Raw genomic sequence first — 17,586 nt, forward strand, 5'->3', positions numbered from 1 at the left:
CACTGAGCGCAACGCTCACCCGCCGGAAGCGGCCAATCTAGCAGGAGAAACTGAAGCCATTGCCGTAGCGTTGAGGGCATCAGCGAGAGTGAGGCGAGCACACCGATGAACGAGCACGACGACTCCCAGAATCCCGACGACAACCGCGACTTCGAAGAGTTGCAGCGCATCCTCAGAGACATGCTCTCCGGCGACGCCTCCGCGTCTCCGGAGGGTTTCGACCCCGCGCAGATCGCCGCTGCAGCGGGTCTTCCCGGAGACCCTGCAGCGCTGCAGCGGCTGTTCGCCACGCTGCAGGGAGCGATGCAGCAGCAGGGCGACGGCATCGACTGGTCGATCACCCGCAAGACGGCGATCGACGTCGCCAGCAGCGAGGGTGCCGATACGCCCCGGGGCGACCGCGCCTCGGCAGAGCGGGCGTTCCCGGTAGCGGCCCTCTGGCTCGACGAGGTCACCGATGTCGGCGCCACCCCAGACGCACCGCGCACCCTGTCGCGCATCGACTGGGTGCAGCAGTCCGTCGACACCTGGGTCGGGTTCGCGCAGCCGGTCGCCGACTCAATCACGACGGCGCTGATGGACGCGCTCACGCAGCAGATGCCCGAGGAGCTCAGCGGGGCGCTGCAGAATGCCGGCCCCATGCTGAAGAACGTCGGCGGCACGCTGTTCGCCGTGCAACTCGGCACGATCATCGGCAAGCTCTCGGGGGAGGTGCTCTCCGGCGGCGATGTCGGGGTACCCCTGCTCTCCGGCCCCGGTCACGAAGGGGGCGCGCTGCTCCCCTCGGGAGTGGAGGCGTTCGCGTCGGGATTGGATCAGGATCTCGACGCCGTCACGCTGTATCTCGCCGTACGCGAACTCGCGCATGCGCGGCTGTTCCGCCACACGAAGTGGCTCCGGCTGCACCTCACCAGCGCGATCGCCGAGTTCGCACGAGGCATCCACATCGAGACGGACCGCATCGAGGAGATGGCGCGCGACCTTGATCCGCAACGTCCCGAAGAAATACAGGAGCTCCTCTCCAACGGCGCGCTCATCCCGCCGAAATCGCCTGCGCAGGAAGCCGCGCACGAGCGAATCGAAACGATGCTGGCACTCATCGAGGGCTGGGTCGACGTCGTCACCGCCGACGCGGTATCCCGCCTTCCGGGAGCAGAGGGCATCGCGGAGATGGTCCGTCGTCGGCGAGCTACCGGCGGGCCGGCCGAGCAGGCGTTCTCCACCCTCATCGGACTTGAACTCCGGCCTCGGCGCATGCGCGAGGGCGCTGCGCTCTGGAGACTGGTCGGAGAGGTCGGTGGCCGCCAGACACGGGACGGCCTCTGGGCGCACCCCGACCTCCTGCCGACCGCCGAGGAGATCTCTCACCCCGCACGACTCCTCGAGCGGTTGGGGCTCGCAGGCAGCGACGAAGGCACCGCGGAAGCCGACGATTTCGACCGCGAGCTCGCGAAACTGCTCGACGGTGAGACCGGTGACGGCGGCGACGCTGAAGCCACAGACGAAGAGCCGGGTGACGGACCAGGCCCTCGAGTGAGCTGAGGTGACCGCTCGTCCACAATGCGGCACCGTTAGTCGAGGCTGGCCGCACTGTGGATAAGCACGTCTGACTCGTCCGGGCTCCGCAGACTGGTCGCATGACCGATGCCCGACTGCAGTTCCGCCCCGAGCTCCCGCTCTGCTGGGAGGACCCCCACACGATCCGACTCGGCTTCGACCGGGCGATCGCGCGCCTCGAACGGCCCTCGGCCGGAGCGCAGCGACTGCTGTCTGCGCTCCGCGTCGGGATCCGGCCCGCCGACCTCACGACCACGGCGTTCGCGCTCGGTGTCTCAGCTGCAGACCTCGACGACATACTGGACGCCCTCGCGCCTGCACTCGTCGAAGTGCAAGGCGGCCGGGGCAATCCGCCGGCGGATCGTCCGCTCCTGCTCGAGGTGGAGCATCGCGGGCCTCCCCCGCGAGACCTGCTGACGATGCTCACGGCCTCCGGGTGCGAGCTCATCGACCATTCCGAGCGCGAGACGCGCGCGGCCGACCTGATCGTCGTGGTCGAGCGGTACCTCGAACCGCTCGGAAGCGCCGTGCGTCGACATCGGGCTGAGGCCCCACGGCTCCTGATCAGGTTCACCGACCACAGCCTCATCATCGGGCCGCTCGCTGCAACTGCGGGGCGTCCATGCCTCGACTGCGTCTCGCTTTCAGAAGTCGACCGCGACCCAGGCCTCCCCGCACTCGCCGCGCAACTGATCGGTGCGGTCCCTGCGACGGAGACACGGCCCGCCTCGGAAGCGGCCGCGGTCATCGCACTCGCACTGGCGCGGCGCTGGCGCACCGGTGAGTCGGATGTCCACTGCTCCCGCATCCGTATACCGGTGCGCTCCGGCGCTCTGGCCGGACTCCCCGTACTCGAAGCCGTAACCGAGCATCCAGCCTGCTCCTGCGGGTGGGTCGACGCCCACGCCGGGAAGCCGCAGTGAGTGCGGCCTCACCTCGGAGGGGCGTCGTGCGCTCCGCGCGTCTCAAGTCCGGTCTCGGCCACGAAGCGCGACGGCGGCCGTCCTCCGCGACGACCGGCCCGGCCCCCGCTCCCCGACAGTCGGAGTTCATCGCGCGCGCGCGTCAGCGCGACGTAGGTCAGGCGCCGTTCCTCTTCGAGACCGGCCTCATCGCTCGCGTACGCGATCGGCAGCGTGCCCTCTGCGAGCCCGATCACATGCACCAGCGACCACTCGAGCCCCTTGGCCGAGTGGATCGCGCTCAGGGTCACGGCATCCAAGGTCGGCTCGTGCTGCGCATTCTGCCTGGCCGTCAGCTCGTCCGCGAACTCGCGCACCCCGGCCCCCTGAGGCATCTCGTCGACAAGACCCAGGATCGCGTTCATCGCCTCCCAGCGCTCGCGTCCCGCGGCGGTCTCCGGCGGCTGTGCCGTCCAGCCGGCGGACCGCAGGATATCGCTGACGATCTGGAAGAGCGGACGCGGATCGGCGACCTTCGCCTGCCCCCGCATCATGATCACCACCTGACGCACGTCGGCGCGATCGAAGAAGCGCTGACCCCCGTGCACGCGGAAACTCACCCCCCGGCGGGTGAGCGCCTCCTCGACGAGCGCCGACTGGCTGTTCGTCCGGTAGAGGACCGCGATCTGGGAGGCCGGGACCCCCGACTGAATCCGTTCGGCGATGGACGCGGCGACCGCGTCGGCTTCATCGTGCTCGCTCCCGAACCAGGAGAGGGGAGCCACCTCGGGGCCTCCATTCCGTATCGGTTCGAGCGTCAGTGCTCCGGGGCGGTCCCGCATCAGACGGTTCGCGGTGCGCACGATCGCGGGCGTCGAACGGTAGTTCCGCTCGAGCGTGAACGAGCGCGCCCCGGGATGCTCGGTTCCGAAGCGCAGGAGGTGCTCGCTCGAGGCACCTGCGAAGGAGTAAATCGTCTGGCTGGCATCGCCGACCACGCAGATCTCATCGCGTCCGCCAAGCCAGACCTGCAACAGCGCGTGCTGCAGGGGCGAGACGTCCTGGTACTCATCGACCGTGAAGAACCCGTACCGCTCGCGCACCTGCAGCGCGGCACGAGGTTCGGTCTCCAGCATCCCGGCAAGCAGGATGAGGACATCTTCGAAGTCGATCTGCTTGCGCTCATCGGTCAGACGTTCGTACGCCCGATGCGCCTCCACCATCTGCTCGGCGCGCAACCCCGCCGGCAGCGGGCGATCATCGACCTGCCGCGCATACGCGTCGATACTGAGCATGGAGACCTTCCGCCACTCGATCTCGGCGGCGATATCGCGCAGCGCCTCGGCGCCGAAGCGCCACCCCTGAGCCTCGACCGCCTGAGACACCGTCGCGACCTTGCCGGAGAGCACTTTGGGCGCCGGGCCCCCGACGAACTGGGGCCAGAAATAGCTGAGCTGGGCGAGCGCCGCACCGTGGAAGGTGTGCGCCCGGACGCCTTCGGCGCCCAGCGCACGCAAGCGCCCCTGGAGCTCGCCCGCCGCTTTCCGGGTGAAGGTGACGGCGAGCACTCGATCAGCAGCGTAGACGCCGCTGCGGACGCCGTACGCGATCCGGTGCGTGATGGTGCGCGTCTTCCCCGTTCCGGCTCCGGCGAGCACGCGTACCGGCCCCCGGAGGCACTCAGCGATCGCTCGCTGGTCGGGGTCGAGCGCTTCGAGGAGATCCTCAGGCCCGCTCATCGGCGCGATCGCCCTCCGCAATCCACGCATCGATCATCCACCGCGCGATGGACAGCGACCCCGGCAGCTGCAACTCGGGGGCCGGATCGCGGAGCTCGTCACGGGAGAACCACCGCAACTCGGAGATCTCCGCTCTGTCGGGATCGAGGAGGGTCGGGTCAGACCCCGGGACCAGTCGCGCTCGGAATCCCAGCATCAGCGAGCGCGGGAACGGCCACGGCTGAGAGGCGACATAGGTCACGCGGTCCACACGCACCCCTGCCTCCTCGAACACCTCGCGAACCACCGTGTGCTCCGCGGACTCGCCCGCCTCCACGAAACCGGCGAGCAGCGAGAACCGGTTCGTCTGCCACAGCGCATTCGACCCGAGGAGGACCCTCCCCTCGTGCTCGATGAGCACGATCACGGCCGGATCGGTGCGGGGGAAGTGCTCACCTCCGTGCGGATCGACTCCGGCCCATCCGCCGAGCGTCAGTTCCAGCGGCGCTCCATCCCGCGGGGAGAACCCGAAGGACTCGTGCCAGCGCGCGAGAGCCGAGGCGACCGCGAGCACCTCCCGCTCGGCGGGGCTCAGCATTGCGGCGCACTCGAACGGGTGCACCCATCGCGAACCGGCAACACCGGTGTCCGCTTCGGCGCTGGAACCAGAGACGGTCGGCTCCCCTGCCGCACCACTCGCGGCATCGGCGCCGTACTCCTCTGCGAAGACCGGGGCACCGTCGATGCGGCCGAGATAGGACCGCGTCGCACCGTCCGTGCGAAGCGAGAACACTCCGGAGGTCGCTCGCAGAGCCAGGGCATCACCCGTCGACGCCATCGGCACCAGCGCACCGCGCAAGACGAGTACCCGTGCATCGGCCGAACGCCAGGCCTCGGCGATCGCCGCCTCGCTGCTCCGCGTCACCGCGTCGCGGTCGAGCGCTCCTGTGGCGAGTGGCGGGCGAGAGTCGGGCATCGCATTCCTTCCCCGCGATCGGTGTGCGCTCCGGTGCGCGTGGCGCGCACCGAGCCGGCCGAGCGCTGCTTACGCTGATAGACATGGCCAGTACTCCTCTCACTCTAGCCGCGCTCGCGACCTCCGCGGTTCCCGGGCTCATCGTGCACGGCGCGCGCGTACACACGAGCGGAGAGGAAGGCGCGTACACCTCCGTGGTCGTCACGGCCGAGGCGGAAGAACTCATCGTACGCATTCCGCGCACGCCCTCGGCCGAGACCGAGCAGTCCGCCGAGCTGCTCGGACTCGCGGCTCTCACCTCGGGTGCGCGGGCACGGCTCCCCTTCTCCGTGCCAGAGGCCCGAGGCGTGACTCGCTCGGGTGACACTCGAGCGGTGGTGACGACCTTCCTCGCCGGCTCGCACGTGGCCGAGGACTCCCTCGACCCGGGCGCGTACCTGCTCCAGCCGATCGCCGACATGCTGAGCGCCATACACGAGCTACCGCACAGCATCGTGATCCAGGGCGGCCTCACGGTGCGGTCAGCTCAGGACGTCCGGTTGGACACCGCACGGTTCGTCGAGCGTGCCGGAGCGACGCGCCTCCTCCCGCAAACGGTGCAGAACCGTTGGCAGCAGCTGCTCCGTCAACAGGAGCTCTGGGACTTCGCGCCGACCGCAATTCACGGATCACTCACGCTCGACAGGCTCCTCGTCGCGGAGGACGAGGTGACCGGCGTGCTCGGTTGGGGCGAGTTCTCCATCGGGGATCCCGCAAGCGACCTAGCCTGGCTCCTCGCCTCGGGACCCGAGGTCTTCGACAGTGTCGTCGCGAGATACGGGCAGCAGCGCGACACCGGCCATCGGGGCCACCTGCGCACCCGCGCGGTGCTCTACCACGAGCTCGAGATCGCCAGGTGGCTGATGCACGGCATCGACACCCGCGACCAGTCGGTCGTGGACGACGCCGTCGCCATGCTCGATCGGCTCGTCGACCGCCTGACTTCGATTCCCGAACCTCACGCGCGGTCCGCGGCACTCGGCGAGGAGGAACTCTCGCAGCTGCTCGACGAGGTGCCGCGGGTGGAGGACACCCGGTCGGACACCGCCGAGTACGAGGCACTGGATGAGGACCGCGTCTTCGGCGCGGACACGGACTTCATCGAGCCACTCGACGCTGCCGATTCAGGCAGTGGCGAAGCCAGGAGCGGAGACGCGGAAGCTGAGGACACCCCCGCAGACTTCGACCCGCTCGCCGACCCGGATGAGGCACCCGCGCGCTCTCGGGGCCCCGAGGAGCGGAGTGCCGATGCCGATGCCGATCGTGAGCGGGAGTAGCCGCGGAATGCTGATCCCGCTCGATCCTCACCGGCTCACAACCGTCGCGCAGCTTCGACCCACAGATTCTCGAGCGCGCTGAAGTCGAGGTGATGCTCGCCGCGGATCTCGACGTCGTCGGCGACGTAGTAGAGGGAGACATCGATGGTGTCGGGCGGTAATTCGGCCCATCGCGCGTAGGCGTGCCGGTAGAGCTCGAGCTGGTACAGCCGTGTCTCGCGCTCGGCCTCGGTCGCCGGTGGGCGACCCGATTTCCAGTCCACGATCTCGATACGCGCGTCGTCGCCCTCACCGACCCGGTAGACGGCGTCGAGTTTGCATACAAGCTGCCGGCCTGCGAACGGGAGCGTGATCTCCTGCTCGACCGCGATGGGTTGCAGATTCGCCCAACGCGACCGCTCGAAGTTCGTGATGAGGGGGGCCAGCTCCGCTTCGCCGTCGAACTCCGTCCGATGCACCTCGTCCAGGTCCGGTTCGAGTCCCGCGAGGGGCAGGGCCGTGCCGACGGCGGTCGTGGCGCGCCGCTCCACCCACTCGTGGAAGCGGTTCCCGATGCGCGTCCTCCGATACGGACGGAGCGGCAGCGGACGCCGCGCCTGACGGTCTGCCCGCTCGGGGTCGTCGACGAACTCGTGGAACCCCGACGCAGTGATGCGACCGCTCGAAGAGAGGTCCTCAGCGTGCCGGCGCCCCCCGCTCTCCTCAGCGCTGCGCTTCTCGGCGATCAGCAGTTCAACGGTCGGATCGATGCCGACAACGAAGTGGTCGGGAGTACGACCGGGCGCGTCGTCCGCAGCGAGCGCAGCACGCACGGACTCGGCGGCCTGCTGCACGCTCGCCCGGCGACGGCCGAGCGGATCCTGTGGCCACACCAAAGTGCGCTCGGGTCGCTCACTGGGGTCGGACTCGAATCGACTGTTCTCCGGCAGTTCGGCGATCACGCCGGCAGCGTCGAGCTCGCGCAAGAACGGCGACGGAACCCGAGACTTCAGCTGACCGCCCCAGAACGATCCCGTCAGCAGCAGCTCGCTCGCTGATCTGGTGATCGCCACGTAAGCGAGCCGCCGTTCCTCTGCTGCGTGACGCTCCGCGAGGGCATCGAGGTAGCCGGGAACGTACACGGCGTCGTCGCCCCGCCCTTCCCGGTACCCGCTGATCGCACGGTGAAGGTCCTCCTGCGTCTCGGCGAGGCGCCAGCGTAGCTCGGGACGGCCGGAGGCATCCCCGCGGAGCTCGTCAGGCAACTGGCCCGGACGCAACCAGCCGCGACCCTCGCGTGACGGACCGGGGAACTCGCCGGTCACCAGGCGAGGGATCGCCACGAGGTCCCACTCCAGCCCCTTGGAGCCGTGCACCGTGATGAGGTCGACCGTACCGGGCTCTGGCTCGGGAACGTGCTCGGCCGGTTCGTCGTCCTCTGTGGCACGCTCCAGCCAGGCGAGGACCGAAGCTAGTGTGCCGTGCTCGTCGACGGCGAGAAAGCCCTGCACCACTTCGGTGAAGGCGTCCAGGTTCGCACGGGCCACTGCCGACCCGTCGTGACCGCTGCGCTCATGGGCGTCGAGTTCGATGTCCAGCCGCAGCTCGTGCTCGACAGCCCGGATGAGCTCCGGGATGCCGGCACCCACGCTCCGACGCAGTCGCCTGAGCATGCGCCCCGCTTCACGGAGGCGGCCCCGGCCTTCGGGGCTGACCGCGGCGAGCGACCGGTGATCCAGGTCGCGCATCTCAGCGATCTCGTCGAGGGCGTCGAGCAGCGTGACGCGCTGTTCCGGATCGGCGAGCAGTGGACGGGAGGCGAGGTCGGCATCCGTGAGCCGTTGGTGCCCGGAGTCCCGCTCCGAGAACCAGGCGGCGCAACGTCGGAGCCCATCGAGGTCGGCGACCCCGATCCTGAATCGCGGACCGGCGAGGAGCCTGATAAGTTCGCTTCCCGCCTCCGCATACCAGAGGCAGCGAAGGGTGCTGACGACGTCGGTGACCTCGGGGGTCGCCAGCAGTCCTCCCACCCCGATGATCCGGCTGGGCACTCCGACCTCACCGAGTGCCGCCGCGACGGCGGGCATGTGCCGGCGATTGCGGAACAGCACGGCGGCCGTCGGCAGGTGACCGGTCTCGAGTCGCCGGCGCTCCCTCCCCTCCGCGAGCCACTCGGCAACCGCGGAGAACTCCTCCGCCACGGTTTCGGGGTAGCGCCACTCGATCGCCCCATCACCGGTGTGGGGCGCGGCGCGCAGTCGCTCGACGGTCACCGCAGCGTCAGCGACGAGCGGATCGGCGACCACGTTCGCCGCCGCGAGCACGCCAGAGGGGTTTCGCCAGCTCATCGAGAGGGACAGCGTCGAGCTGACGCGCTCCCCCGGCCCGGCGAAGACTTCGTGGAAGCGGCGGAGATTGTCGGAGGACGCCCCGCGCCACCCGTAGATGGATTGATGGGGATCGCCGACGGCCATGACCGAGCTCCCGGCGAAGATGCGGGAGAGCAGCCGTGTCTGGCCGACGGACGTGTCCTGCACCTCGTCGAGCAGAACGATGCGGTGCCGTCGTCGCAGGATCGTCACCGCCTCGCGCGACTCCTCGAGAGTACTGACGGCGAGTCGCACCTGGTCCGAGAACTCGACCACGCCGCCGCGGTCCTTCGCAGCGGCGAACTCCCGGGCCAGACGTGTGAGGAGCGGGGTCTCCCGGTGCGCCTCTACCGCGTCAGCAACCGCTTTGTAGGGTTTGCCGGTGCGACTGAGCGCCTGCTTCTCGTTGTACGGGAGCTCGATGACGCGGGCGAACTCCGTCACGACGGCGTCGACCCGCTCGAGTGAGGTGAGGTGGTCGGAGACGGCATGGTCGAGCTCGAGCACGCGGCGGATGATGGTGGGCAGCGGAGTGTCGGTGTCGACGAGCCCTGGCGCCTCGCTCGCGAGCACCGTGCCGCGGGCCATACGCCAGGCAGTTGCTGAGTCGATCACGGTCGCCGCAGCGGCGACGCCCGCTGCGACGCCGAACTCCTGCACGATACTCGAGGCGAACGCGTTGTAGGTGCTCACCTCGGGTTGCACGAGCCCGTCTTCGAGCACTGCCGCGAGCTCTTCCGCCCGTTCGCTCTGGAACGGTGTGAGAAGTCCGCGATCTGCCGCGTCGGAGACGCGCTCCACAAAACGAGTCAGCCGGCCGACGATGCGCTCCCCGAGTTCGCCCGCTGCCTTTCGCGTGAAGGTCAACCCGAGAATCGCCCCTGGGTCGCTGAATCCGTTCGCAACGAGCCAGACGACGCGATTCGCCATCGTCTCCGTCTTGCCGCTGCCGGCTCCCGCGACGACGAGCGTGCTCCCGTCGAGGCGGTGCTCGATCACGGCGCGCTGCTCATCCGTCGGCAGCAGCGCCGCCGACGGATCATCCGCCATGAGCTGCGCGATCTCCACGGCGCTGAACGCGGCTGCGCGATCCTGTTTCCGACTCATCCCGCGCTCACCGCCGGAATGACATGGAGGCGGCACGCGCCCCCTGGGCTGTGCTCGTCGGAGCAGTGGTGCTCGACTCTCGCGGTGAACGCACCGGCCGCCATCACGCGTGCCGCCGCAGCGACCCGCTCACCGAACTCGGCGCGCGCCTCCGGAGTCAGCGGCTGCTGCGAGCGCAGACTGTAGGCGCCATCCCGTGCACGAAGCGCGTCGGGGTGCACGAAGACGAGCGCCGCCCCGGCGCTGCCGCCCTCCGCATCGAACGCGCCGGCGAGCACGCCGAACTGATACGCCTGCAGCTGGGCGTGCGCTTCGAGAGCGGCTCCGCCCGGAGCGGTCTTCCCCGTCTTCAGATCGATCACGAGCAGCGCTCTTCGCCCATCCGTCCCGTGCACGCGTTCGAGACGATCGGCGGTGCCCCGGAGTTCGGCGCGATCGACGCGAACGCTGAACTCGGCTTCGCGCCCGACGAGTTCGCGCTCCGAGGCCGCGAAGTCCGCGAGGTACTCGGCGAGTCCGTGCGTCATCTGCTCCGCGAGTCGGAACGAGCGCACCTCTTCCCAACCGGACTCGAACTCGAGGCTGTCCCACTCCTCGGAGACGATGGCGAGCAGCGCTTCGGGGTCTGCATCGTCGACGCGTTCGAAGGCGTGGTGGAGCAGCGTGCCGAGCTGGGAGCTGAAGGTGGTGGTCCCCCCACCGAGCCGGGACATCGCCCAGTCGAGCGGGCACCGCTCCACCGTGTCGAGGTGCGAGGGGCTCACGGGTACGACGGCCTCGGGGTCACCGTCGAGGTCGACGAGCGGCGCCTCGGTGCTCGGGGGGAGCACTCCGTACCACTCATCGGGGTGCGCTCCAGGCACTCCCTCGCTCGCGAGCGCCGCGAGGGATGCGCTCGCCTCGGCGTCGGCGGGATCACGGGTCAGCCGTCGGCGCATTTCGGCGACGGCTCCTCTGAGGGTCAGTCTCGAGCTCGGCAGTGCTCCGTCGAACCGCGGGTGCGCTATCCCGAAGAAGGTCGATGGATGGTGGTCCTCGTCCGCGACGGCGACCACGAGCAGTTCGTCCCTGGCACGGGAGCAGGCGTGGGCGAAGAGCCTCAGCTCGTCGTGCAGCGTGTCCCGTCGCGCCGGGGGCTCGGCGATCCCCCCGCGCAACCAGCGTTCGAGCGCGGTGACGCCGATCAGAGTGCCGCGCGAGCGAAGGTTCGGCCAGACGCCGTCCTGCGGGCCGAGGATCGCGACCAGCGAGAAGTCGGTGCCCACGAGCCCCTGCGGCGTCGTCACCGTGACAACCTCTCGGGCGCTGCTCGCCGCGAGGGAGTCCTCCGGCACCGCACTGGCGAGGAGCTCGGCCAGCAGATCGGCGATCGGCACCTCGCTGTCCTGTTCCTCGTGCCGCTGCAGGGCGAAGAAGAGACCGAGCACGGCGTCGAGGCGGCGATGGGCGTCGTCGGCCCGAGCACCTCGGCCGTCGAGCGCTGATTCCTGCCAGGGCCCGGCGAGGCCCGTCGCGTCCCAGATCGCCCAGAGGGTCTCGCGCGGCGTTCCGCCTGACGCGCGCACGCGCGTTCCCGCCTCGGCCAACCTGGCGAGGCGCCGGAGGGCACGCCCCGCGGCACTGTCGACGATCGGTTCGGCCTCTGGCCGGCCGAGCGCTTCGACGACCAGCTCGTCGATGCCCTTCGGCTCGCGCGCTTCTCCCCGGGCGGCGCGCTGCTCACTCAGGCGAATAGCGGCCCGGAACCGGCGGAGCACGATGGGATCGAGACCGCCCACGTCTCCACCGAGCACGTCGAACGCATCGGAGGAGGTCAGCGGGGCGATGCCGAGGGCGTGCTGCAAGAGGCGGATGAGTTCGCGGACGATCCGGTGCTCTCTGAGCACGATGCCGCCCGCGGTCACCGCCGTGACGACGCCGAGACCGGCGAGGGTTCTGGCCGCGGCTCCGGCTTCCTCACGTGTGCGGCACACCACCGCCATGTCGCTCCAGTCGAGCTCGATCCCATCGTCGAGACCCAGGCGGCGTCGACGCAGTCGGTGCGCGATCACCCCCAGTTGCTCGGACACCGCGGGAACCGTCACGAACTGCGTCGCGGGCCGACCGGAGCCAGGCTCGCCCGTCGGCTCGGCCGAGCGAGCGGACACCGCCGCGCGCTGCGCACCGGCTCCGGCGGCCCCGACCCGCTCCGTGAGCCTCCGCACGAGACCGCGAATCGCGGGGTCGCTGCGGTGATCCACCCCGAGCACTACGCGCTGCGGTTGCGCGGCTCGAGACCTCGCCGCACGCGACCCTTCTGTGAACCCCTGTCGAGCGAGCTCCTCCTCCATCCGGGTGAGCAGTTCGACGCGCTCCCCCCGGAACGCGCTCGTCGCCACATCGGGGTCGCCGAACACCCAGATGCGCGCCCCCTCGCGGGCGCAGGCAGCGACGAGTGCGAGGTCTCCCTCGGTCAGCTCGTGGGCATCGTCGATGAGGATGAGGCGCGGCAGAGGGACCGCGCCTCCTCCGTCGCCTGACGCGCGCACCATCGCAGCGGCGGCACGCAGCAGGCCGCTCGAGGTCAGCTCTCCCGGCCGCGCCTCCGCGATCCGCGCCTGGACCCTGGTCAGGAGCTCCAGGGCGGCCAGCCAGACCTCGACGAGCTCGGGCGCAGGCAGTGCCGTCACCGCCTCGCGGCTCCGAGCTCCCTCGAGGGCTTCGAGCCGGGGCATCAGCGTCTCGGGCGAGAGGGAGGCGTCATCCAGCACCCGGACGAGCTCTCGCAGCTCGGCGCGGAACGGGGCGCTGCGCAACAGTTCGGGAGCGAAGCGTTCGACCCAGGCGGTACGATGACCGGTCTCCGCTCTGACGAGCGCCGCCTCGATCACCTCTCCGATCAGCTCGTCCTGCACCGTGCCGGTGAGCAGGCGAGGCGGTTCGCGCCCCTCTTCGGCAGCGCGCCTCGCCAGCAGCGCGAAGGCGAGGGAAGCTGGAGTGCGCACGAGGGTGCCGCCGGAGGCACGTCCGAGTCGCTGATGCACGCGGTCGCGGAGGCGCGTCGCAGAGGCGCGGCTCGGAGCGAGGACGAGCAAGTCGCCCTCCTGCCACCCTTCGGCGTCGGCCCGTCGCGCGAAGGACTCGATGAGCGTCGTCGTCTTACCGGTGCCCGGGGCCCCGAGGACACTCGCGTGCCGCGAGGCGTCGAGCGCCAGCACTGAGCGCTGGGTCTCGTCGAATCGGAGCATGCTGCCACCCTACCGAGCGCCACCGACATCGCCCGCCGGTCCGGTAGTCTGAGCTTCCGGCCGTTTCGGGAGCTCCCGTGAGCCACGGATGAGAGGAGCGCAGTCTGTCCGCCGACCCTCGCGCCTCCCAGTCTCCCCGTGGAGCTCAGGCGATCGACCGTGCCGCACACGTGATCGCCTGCGTCGTCGGCGCCGACACCTCTGTCTCCTTCACCGAGGTGGTCGAACAGACCGGGCTCTCCCGATCCACCGCCTCGCGCTTGCTGCAAGCCCTCGAGCGGAACGCGCTCCTCGATCGGGATCCTGACGGTCGGTATCGCGGCGGGGCCATGTTCACGCAGTTCGCGGCGCGCTTCGACCGAGTCGACTCCCTCTCCGCCGCCGCGGGGTCCACGCTGCAGCGCCTGAGCGAGGAGACGGGAGAGGCGAGTCACCTCGCGGTGCCGAGCGGCGGCAAGGTCGTGCAAGTGGCCCAGATCGACTCGACGTATCTGCTCGGCTCGGGCAACTGGGTCGACATCGACGTTCCCCCGCACTGCTCCGCTCTCGGCAAGGTGCTGTACGCGTTCGACGCCATCCCGTTGCCGACCGGCAGGTTGGAGCGACGCGCGACGCGCACGCTGACGACCCGGTCCGCACTGCTCGCCGATCTCGAGGAGATCCGCGAGTCCGGATTCGCCGTCGCGCACGACGAACTCGAGGATGGACTGGACGCACTGGCCGCCCCGATTGCGGGGCCGGGAGGAGGCGTGATCGCGGCGGTGGGCATCTCGGGGCCGACGCTCCGCCTCGAGCCGGATCACGCACGTCTCGGCGCGCTCCTGGTGCGCGAGGCGGAGACGCTCTCCCGGTCCTTGCAGCGGCAGGTGCCTCCGCTGCTGACCGATCGCTGAACGCAGCCTCCCGAAACCCCCTTGCACCGCTTCGACGGGCGTGCCTACACTGGCGCCATCACCACAATTGGAACGGGTGTTCCACATGGTGAGACCACAATGATGTGACAGGAGGACCCATGAGCTACAACGTCCCGTCCGTTGATCAAAGCGACCGTCGCGTTCCGATCAACCTGCGCCAGTCAGGCCCCACCCCCGTCGAAATGCTGATCGACACCCGCGTCAGGAAGTCTCCCTACTGGGCCCTCTCCATGGATCACGGGTGCTGGAGGGCATCGATCTACAACCGCATGTATCACCCGCGGGGCTACGTCCCCCGCGAAGAGGGTGGCATGACGGTGGAGTACCAGTCACTCGTCAACGACGTGACCCTCTGGAACGTCGCGGTCGAGCGACAGATCCAGGTCAAGGGTCCGGACGCCGAAGCGTTCGTCAACTACGTCATCACGCGCGATGCGACGAAGATCCCGGTGATGCGGGCGCGCTACGTGATCCTCTGCAACGAGGACGGGGGGATCCTGAACGATCCGGTACTCCTCCGCGTCGCCGAGGACGAGTTCTGGTTCAGCCTCTCGGACACCGATCTCATGCTCTGGCTGCAGGGCGTGAACGTTGGACGCAGATTCGATGTCGGTATCGCCGAGATCGATGTGGCTCCTGTCCAGATCCAGGGACCAAAGTCCGTCGATCTCCTCGAGGACCTCATCGGCCCCGTTGCCAGGGATATCCCGAGCTACGGCCTGCACGCTGCTCAGATCGGCGGGCGCGACGTGATCATCTCGCAGACCGGCTTCACCGGGGAGAAGGGCTACGAGGTGTATCTCTACGACGCCACCCGCTATGCCGAAGACCTCTGGAAGGTCATCGTCGCGGCCGGCGAGCGGCACAACCTCCGGGTCGTGGCTCCGGCCCATCATCGCCGGATCGCTGCTGGCATCCTTTCCTGGGGTCAGGACATGGACTTCGAGACGCTGCCCTTCCAGGTCAATCTCGGCTACCAGGTTCCCCGCAAGAAGGAAGCCGACTACATCGGCAAGGCGCGGCTCGACGAGGTCCGTGCGCGGCTCGAAGCCGGCGAGGTGCCCTACAGCACCCAGCTGGTCGGTCTCGCCCTCGGCGGCAAGCCCATCGACGACTACGCACCCGACTTCTGGCTGATCAGCGCGGAGGCGGGAAGCGAGGCCGTCGGGTACGTGACCTCGCCCTGGTTCTCCCCCGAACTCGAGACGAACATCGCCCTCGCCCACGTCCCGCTGCCGATGTCGGAGCTCGGCACCGAGATGTGGGTCCATCTACCCGATCAGTACGCGGAGACGCCGGGAGAACCCGTGTGCGCGACCGTCGTCGAAGTGCCGTTCCGCCCGTCGGTCAACCCGAACCAACGCGAACTCCTGAAGACGAGGGGCCTCGACGCCGCCGTCTAGCCGACCGGTACTCCGCGACCCGTGTCACGACGGGTCGCAGAGTTCTCCGATGTACCGATCCGGGTGGTCGACGAAGACGCCGTCGATCCCGGTATCGAGGATCGCCGCGAACTCGGCCATCCACTCCCCCTGAGCCGCGGGGTCATCCCCCGAGCGGTAGCGCTGATTCAGGAAGCGGTTCTCGGGACGCAGCGTCCAGGCGTAGGCGACGAGTCCGCGCGCGTGCGCTCGCGCAACGAGATCGTTGGTCCCCGACGCAGTCCCGTCCGAGTCGAGGACGAAGAGGTCGCGCTTCGCGACGCTGATGCCGTCTACGCGGCCGGCGAGTGCCTCGAGCCCCGCGTCGCCGCGGAACCACGAGAACGGTCGGGCGCGATCCCCCATCGTTGCGACCTCGTCGGCGGGCGCCCCCCGTGTCTCCGTCAGGAAGACGACGGGCGCTCCGAACCTCCGGAGACGATCCAATACTCCGAGTTCGAAGCACTCGAAGATCAGTCGATCGCGGCGGTCACCCCAACCTGCCCGCGAGATCTCCGCCAGCAACAGTTCATCGATCGCGAACCCCCGGTCGGAGAAGTACTGCGCGTGCTTCACCTCGACGACGACCGAGATCGGCCGGTCCGCATCATCGGCGATGGCGAGCACATCGCGCAGACGCAGGATCGGCTCGGCACCGCCGAATTCGGCACTGTCGGGCCGGAGATCCGCCAGGCGCTCCCGGCACCTGAGCGTCGCAAGCTCGTTCCAGTCGAAGTCCTCGGTGAACCAGCCCGTGCGCTCCACACCGTCGACCACGCGCGTCGTCCGCCGATCCGCGAACTCCGGATGATCGGCGACATCGGTGGTCGACCCGATCTCGTTCTCGTGGCGGATGACGAGCGCACCGTCGCGGCTCAGCACGATGTCCGGCTCCACCGCATCGACCCCCTGAGCGATGGCGAGCCGGTACGCCGACTCCGTGTGCTCCGGGCGGTACCCGGGAGCACCGCGGTGACCGATGATGAGCGGACGCATGGCCCCACTGTACGCAGGCACCTCTCGCATCGCACGCCGAGACCCTCCGCCCACAGTGAACACGTACGAATTGGCGCGGAATCCTCAGCCTCGCGTGACCATCGGCAGATAGTGTGGAATCACCTGTCCGAGACCCGATTGAAGGATCCAGACGCATGAGCAACCCGGCCCTGAACAACAACCCGGCCCTGAACGGCAAGTCGCTCTCCGCCGAAGAGCTGCGCCGCATCTACGATCAGCCCGCTGCGCAGACGCAGCGGCCAGGCATCGACACCCCCGAGACGACGGCGCAGCGGCCGCCGATCGACGCGCCCTCTGACAAGCCGATGACGTACGAGAACACGATCAACAAGATCGTGATGCTCTTCGTCTTGGTCGTGGCGGGCGCCGCAGTCGGCTGGTTCGTGCCGATCCTCATGATCCCCGGCGTGATCGCCGGCCTCGTGCTGGGACTCGTCAACGCCTTCAAGAAGGAACCGAGCCCCGGCCTCATCGTCGCCTATGCGGTGGCCCAGGGCCTCTTCCTCGGCGGCATCTCCGGCATGCTCGAGGGGATGTTCCCCGGCATCGTGTCGCAAGCGGTCATCGGCACGCTCGCGGTCTTCGCCGTCACACTGCTCCTCTTCCGCAGCGGCAAGGTGCGCACGAGCCCGAAGGCCACCAAGATCTTCCTGATCGCCATGCTCGGCTACCTCGCGTTCTCCGTCGTGAACGTCATCCTCATGTTCACCGGCGTCACCGAGGGCATGTTCGGTGCTCGCAACATTACGGTCATGGGCATCCCGCTCGGCGTCATCATCGGTGTGCTCGCCGTGCTGCTCGCCGCGTACTCGCTCGTCATGGACTTCGAGTTCGTGCAGAACGGTGTGCAGAACCGCGTTCCCGAGAAGTGGGGCTGGACCGCAGCGTTCGGCATCACGGTGACGCTCGTGTGGCTGTACCTCGAGATCCTGCGCATTCTCGCGATCCTGCGCGGCGACTAATCACCAGCGCTCGCCCCTGACAGAGAGAGAGGGCCCCTCCCGTTCGTTCGGGAGGGGCCCTCTCTGTGTCCGGTGAGGCGCTTCTGCGCTTCAGAGGCGACGCCCGCCATTGAGTGGAGGG

11 protein-coding genes are annotated in these 17,586 nt (G+C 69.1%); 6 read left to right on the forward strand and 5 right to left on the reverse strand.

The window, feature by feature from the left end:
- Positions 1–105 precede the first annotated feature (105 nt).
- Positions 106–1,542 (forward strand): zinc-dependent metalloprotease, encoded by a 1,437-nt coding sequence (locus tag K8P10_RS10490; protein ID WP_224778874.1) that lies wholly within the window; start codon positions 106–108, stop codon positions 1,540–1,542.
- Between the two features lie 95 nt (positions 1,543–1,637).
- Positions 1,638–2,480: a hypothetical protein gene (locus K8P10_RS10495; RefSeq protein WP_224778875.1), complete on the forward strand. Its 843-nt coding sequence runs from the start codon at positions 1,638–1,640 to the stop codon at positions 2,478–2,480.
- A gap of 8 nt (positions 2,481–2,488) precedes the next feature.
- On the opposite strand, the gene K8P10_RS10500 is transcribed toward K8P10_RS10495, so the two are convergent.
- Positions 2,489–4,198 carry an ATP-dependent helicase gene (locus tag K8P10_RS10500; protein ID WP_224778876.1) on the reverse strand — a complete coding sequence of 570 codons (1,710 nt, stop codon included), beginning with the start codon at positions 4,196–4,198 and terminating at the stop codon, positions 2,489–2,491.
- Complete coding sequence (gene nudC / locus K8P10_RS10505) at positions 4,185–5,153, reverse strand: NAD(+) diphosphatase (protein WP_224778877.1); 969 nt, start codon at positions 5,151–5,153, stop codon at positions 4,185–4,187. The genes K8P10_RS10500 and nudC overlap by 14 nt, the downstream gene beginning before the upstream one ends.
- Positions 5,154–5,236: 83 nt before the next feature.
- Between nudC and K8P10_RS10510 the strand changes: the two genes are divergently transcribed.
- Positions 5,237–6,469: a phosphotransferase gene (locus K8P10_RS10510; RefSeq protein ID WP_224778878.1), complete on the forward strand. Its 1,233-nt coding sequence runs from the start codon at positions 5,237–5,239 to the stop codon at positions 6,467–6,469.
- A 35-nt stretch (positions 6,470–6,504) separates the two neighbouring features.
- Here the strand turns inward: K8P10_RS10510 and K8P10_RS10515 are convergent, their stop codons facing one another.
- Complete coding sequence (locus tag K8P10_RS10515) at positions 6,505–9,924, reverse strand: ATP-dependent DNA helicase (RefSeq protein WP_224778879.1); 3,420 nt, start codon at positions 9,922–9,924, stop codon at positions 6,505–6,507.
- A complete protein-coding gene (locus K8P10_RS10520) occupies positions 9,921–13,151 on the reverse strand; it encodes a UrvD/REP family ATP-dependent DNA helicase (RefSeq protein WP_224778880.1) in 3,231 nt (1,076 codons plus the stop codon). Before K8P10_RS10520 ends, K8P10_RS10515 begins: the two co-directional genes overlap by 4 nt.
- A 152-nt stretch (positions 13,152–13,303) precedes the next feature.
- Here K8P10_RS10520 and K8P10_RS10525 point away from each other — a divergent pair, with 152 nt between their 5' ends.
- Both K8P10_RS10525 and K8P10_RS10530 read left to right on the forward strand, forming a co-directional pair.
- On the forward strand, positions 13,304–14,044 hold the full coding sequence (locus K8P10_RS10525; RefSeq protein ID WP_224781266.1) for an IclR family transcriptional regulator: 741 nt from the start codon (positions 13,304–13,306) through the stop codon (positions 14,042–14,044).
- 119 nt (positions 14,045–14,163) lie between these two features.
- The gene (locus tag K8P10_RS10530) at positions 14,164–15,468 is read left to right on the forward strand and encodes a glycine cleavage T C-terminal barrel domain-containing protein (protein WP_224778881.1); all 1,305 of its coding nucleotides are present in this window, start codon (positions 14,164–14,166) and stop codon (positions 15,466–15,468) included.
- A 24-nt stretch (positions 15,469–15,492) separates the two neighbouring features.
- On the opposite strand, the gene K8P10_RS10535 is transcribed toward K8P10_RS10530, so the two are convergent.
- Positions 15,493–16,482 (reverse strand): glycerophosphodiester phosphodiesterase family protein, encoded by a 990-nt coding sequence (locus tag K8P10_RS10535; RefSeq protein WP_224778882.1) that lies wholly within the window; start codon positions 16,480–16,482, stop codon positions 15,493–15,495.
- Positions 16,483–16,637: 155 nt separating this feature from the next.
- Between K8P10_RS10535 and K8P10_RS10540 the strand changes: the two genes are divergently transcribed.
- Complete coding sequence (locus tag K8P10_RS10540) at positions 16,638–17,465, forward strand: Bax inhibitor-1/YccA family protein (RefSeq protein WP_224778883.1); 828 nt, start codon at positions 16,638–16,640, stop codon at positions 17,463–17,465.
- Positions 17,466–17,586 lie beyond the last annotated feature (121 nt).

Origin of the sequence: Leucobacter sp. Psy1 (genome assembly GCF_020096995.1) — a bacterium.
In the GTDB taxonomy this organism is placed as follows: domain Bacteria; phylum Actinomycetota; class Actinomycetes; order Actinomycetales; family Microbacteriaceae; genus Leucobacter.

Excerpts from the sequence above, each read along its gene's own strand:
- K8P10_RS10495 (WP_224778875.1), top strand. The coding sequence starts at position 1,638 with ATGACCGATGCCCGACTGCAGTTCCGCCCCGAGCTCCCGCTCTGCTGG.
- K8P10_RS10490 (WP_224778874.1), top strand. The coding sequence starts at position 106 with ATGAACGAGCACGACGACTCCCAGAATCCCGACGACAACCGCGACTTC.
- K8P10_RS10535 (WP_224778882.1), bottom strand. The coding sequence starts at position 16,482 with ATGCGTCCGCTCATCATCGGTCACCGCGGTGCTCCCGGGTACCGCCCG.
- K8P10_RS10530 (WP_224778881.1), top strand. The coding sequence starts at position 14,164 with ATGAGCTACAACGTCCCGTCCGTTGATCAAAGCGACCGTCGCGTTCCG.
- K8P10_RS10520 (WP_224778880.1), bottom strand. The coding sequence starts at position 13,151 with ATGCTCCGATTCGACGAGACCCAGCGCTCAGTGCTGGCGCTCGACGCC.
- K8P10_RS10500 (WP_224778876.1), bottom strand. The coding sequence starts at position 4,198 with ATGAGCGGGCCTGAGGATCTCCTCGAAGCGCTCGACCCCGACCAGCGA.
- K8P10_RS10515 (WP_224778879.1), bottom strand. The coding sequence starts at position 9,924 with ATGAGTCGGAAACAGGATCGCGCAGCCGCGTTCAGCGCCGTGGAGATC.
- K8P10_RS10510 (WP_224778878.1), top strand. The coding sequence starts at position 5,237 with ATGGCCAGTACTCCTCTCACTCTAGCCGCGCTCGCGACCTCCGCGGTT.
- K8P10_RS10540 (WP_224778883.1), top strand. The coding sequence starts at position 16,638 with ATGAGCAACCCGGCCCTGAACAACAACCCGGCCCTGAACGGCAAGTCG.
- nudC (WP_224778877.1), bottom strand. The coding sequence starts at position 5,153 with ATGCCCGACTCTCGCCCGCCACTCGCCACAGGAGCGCTCGACCGCGAC.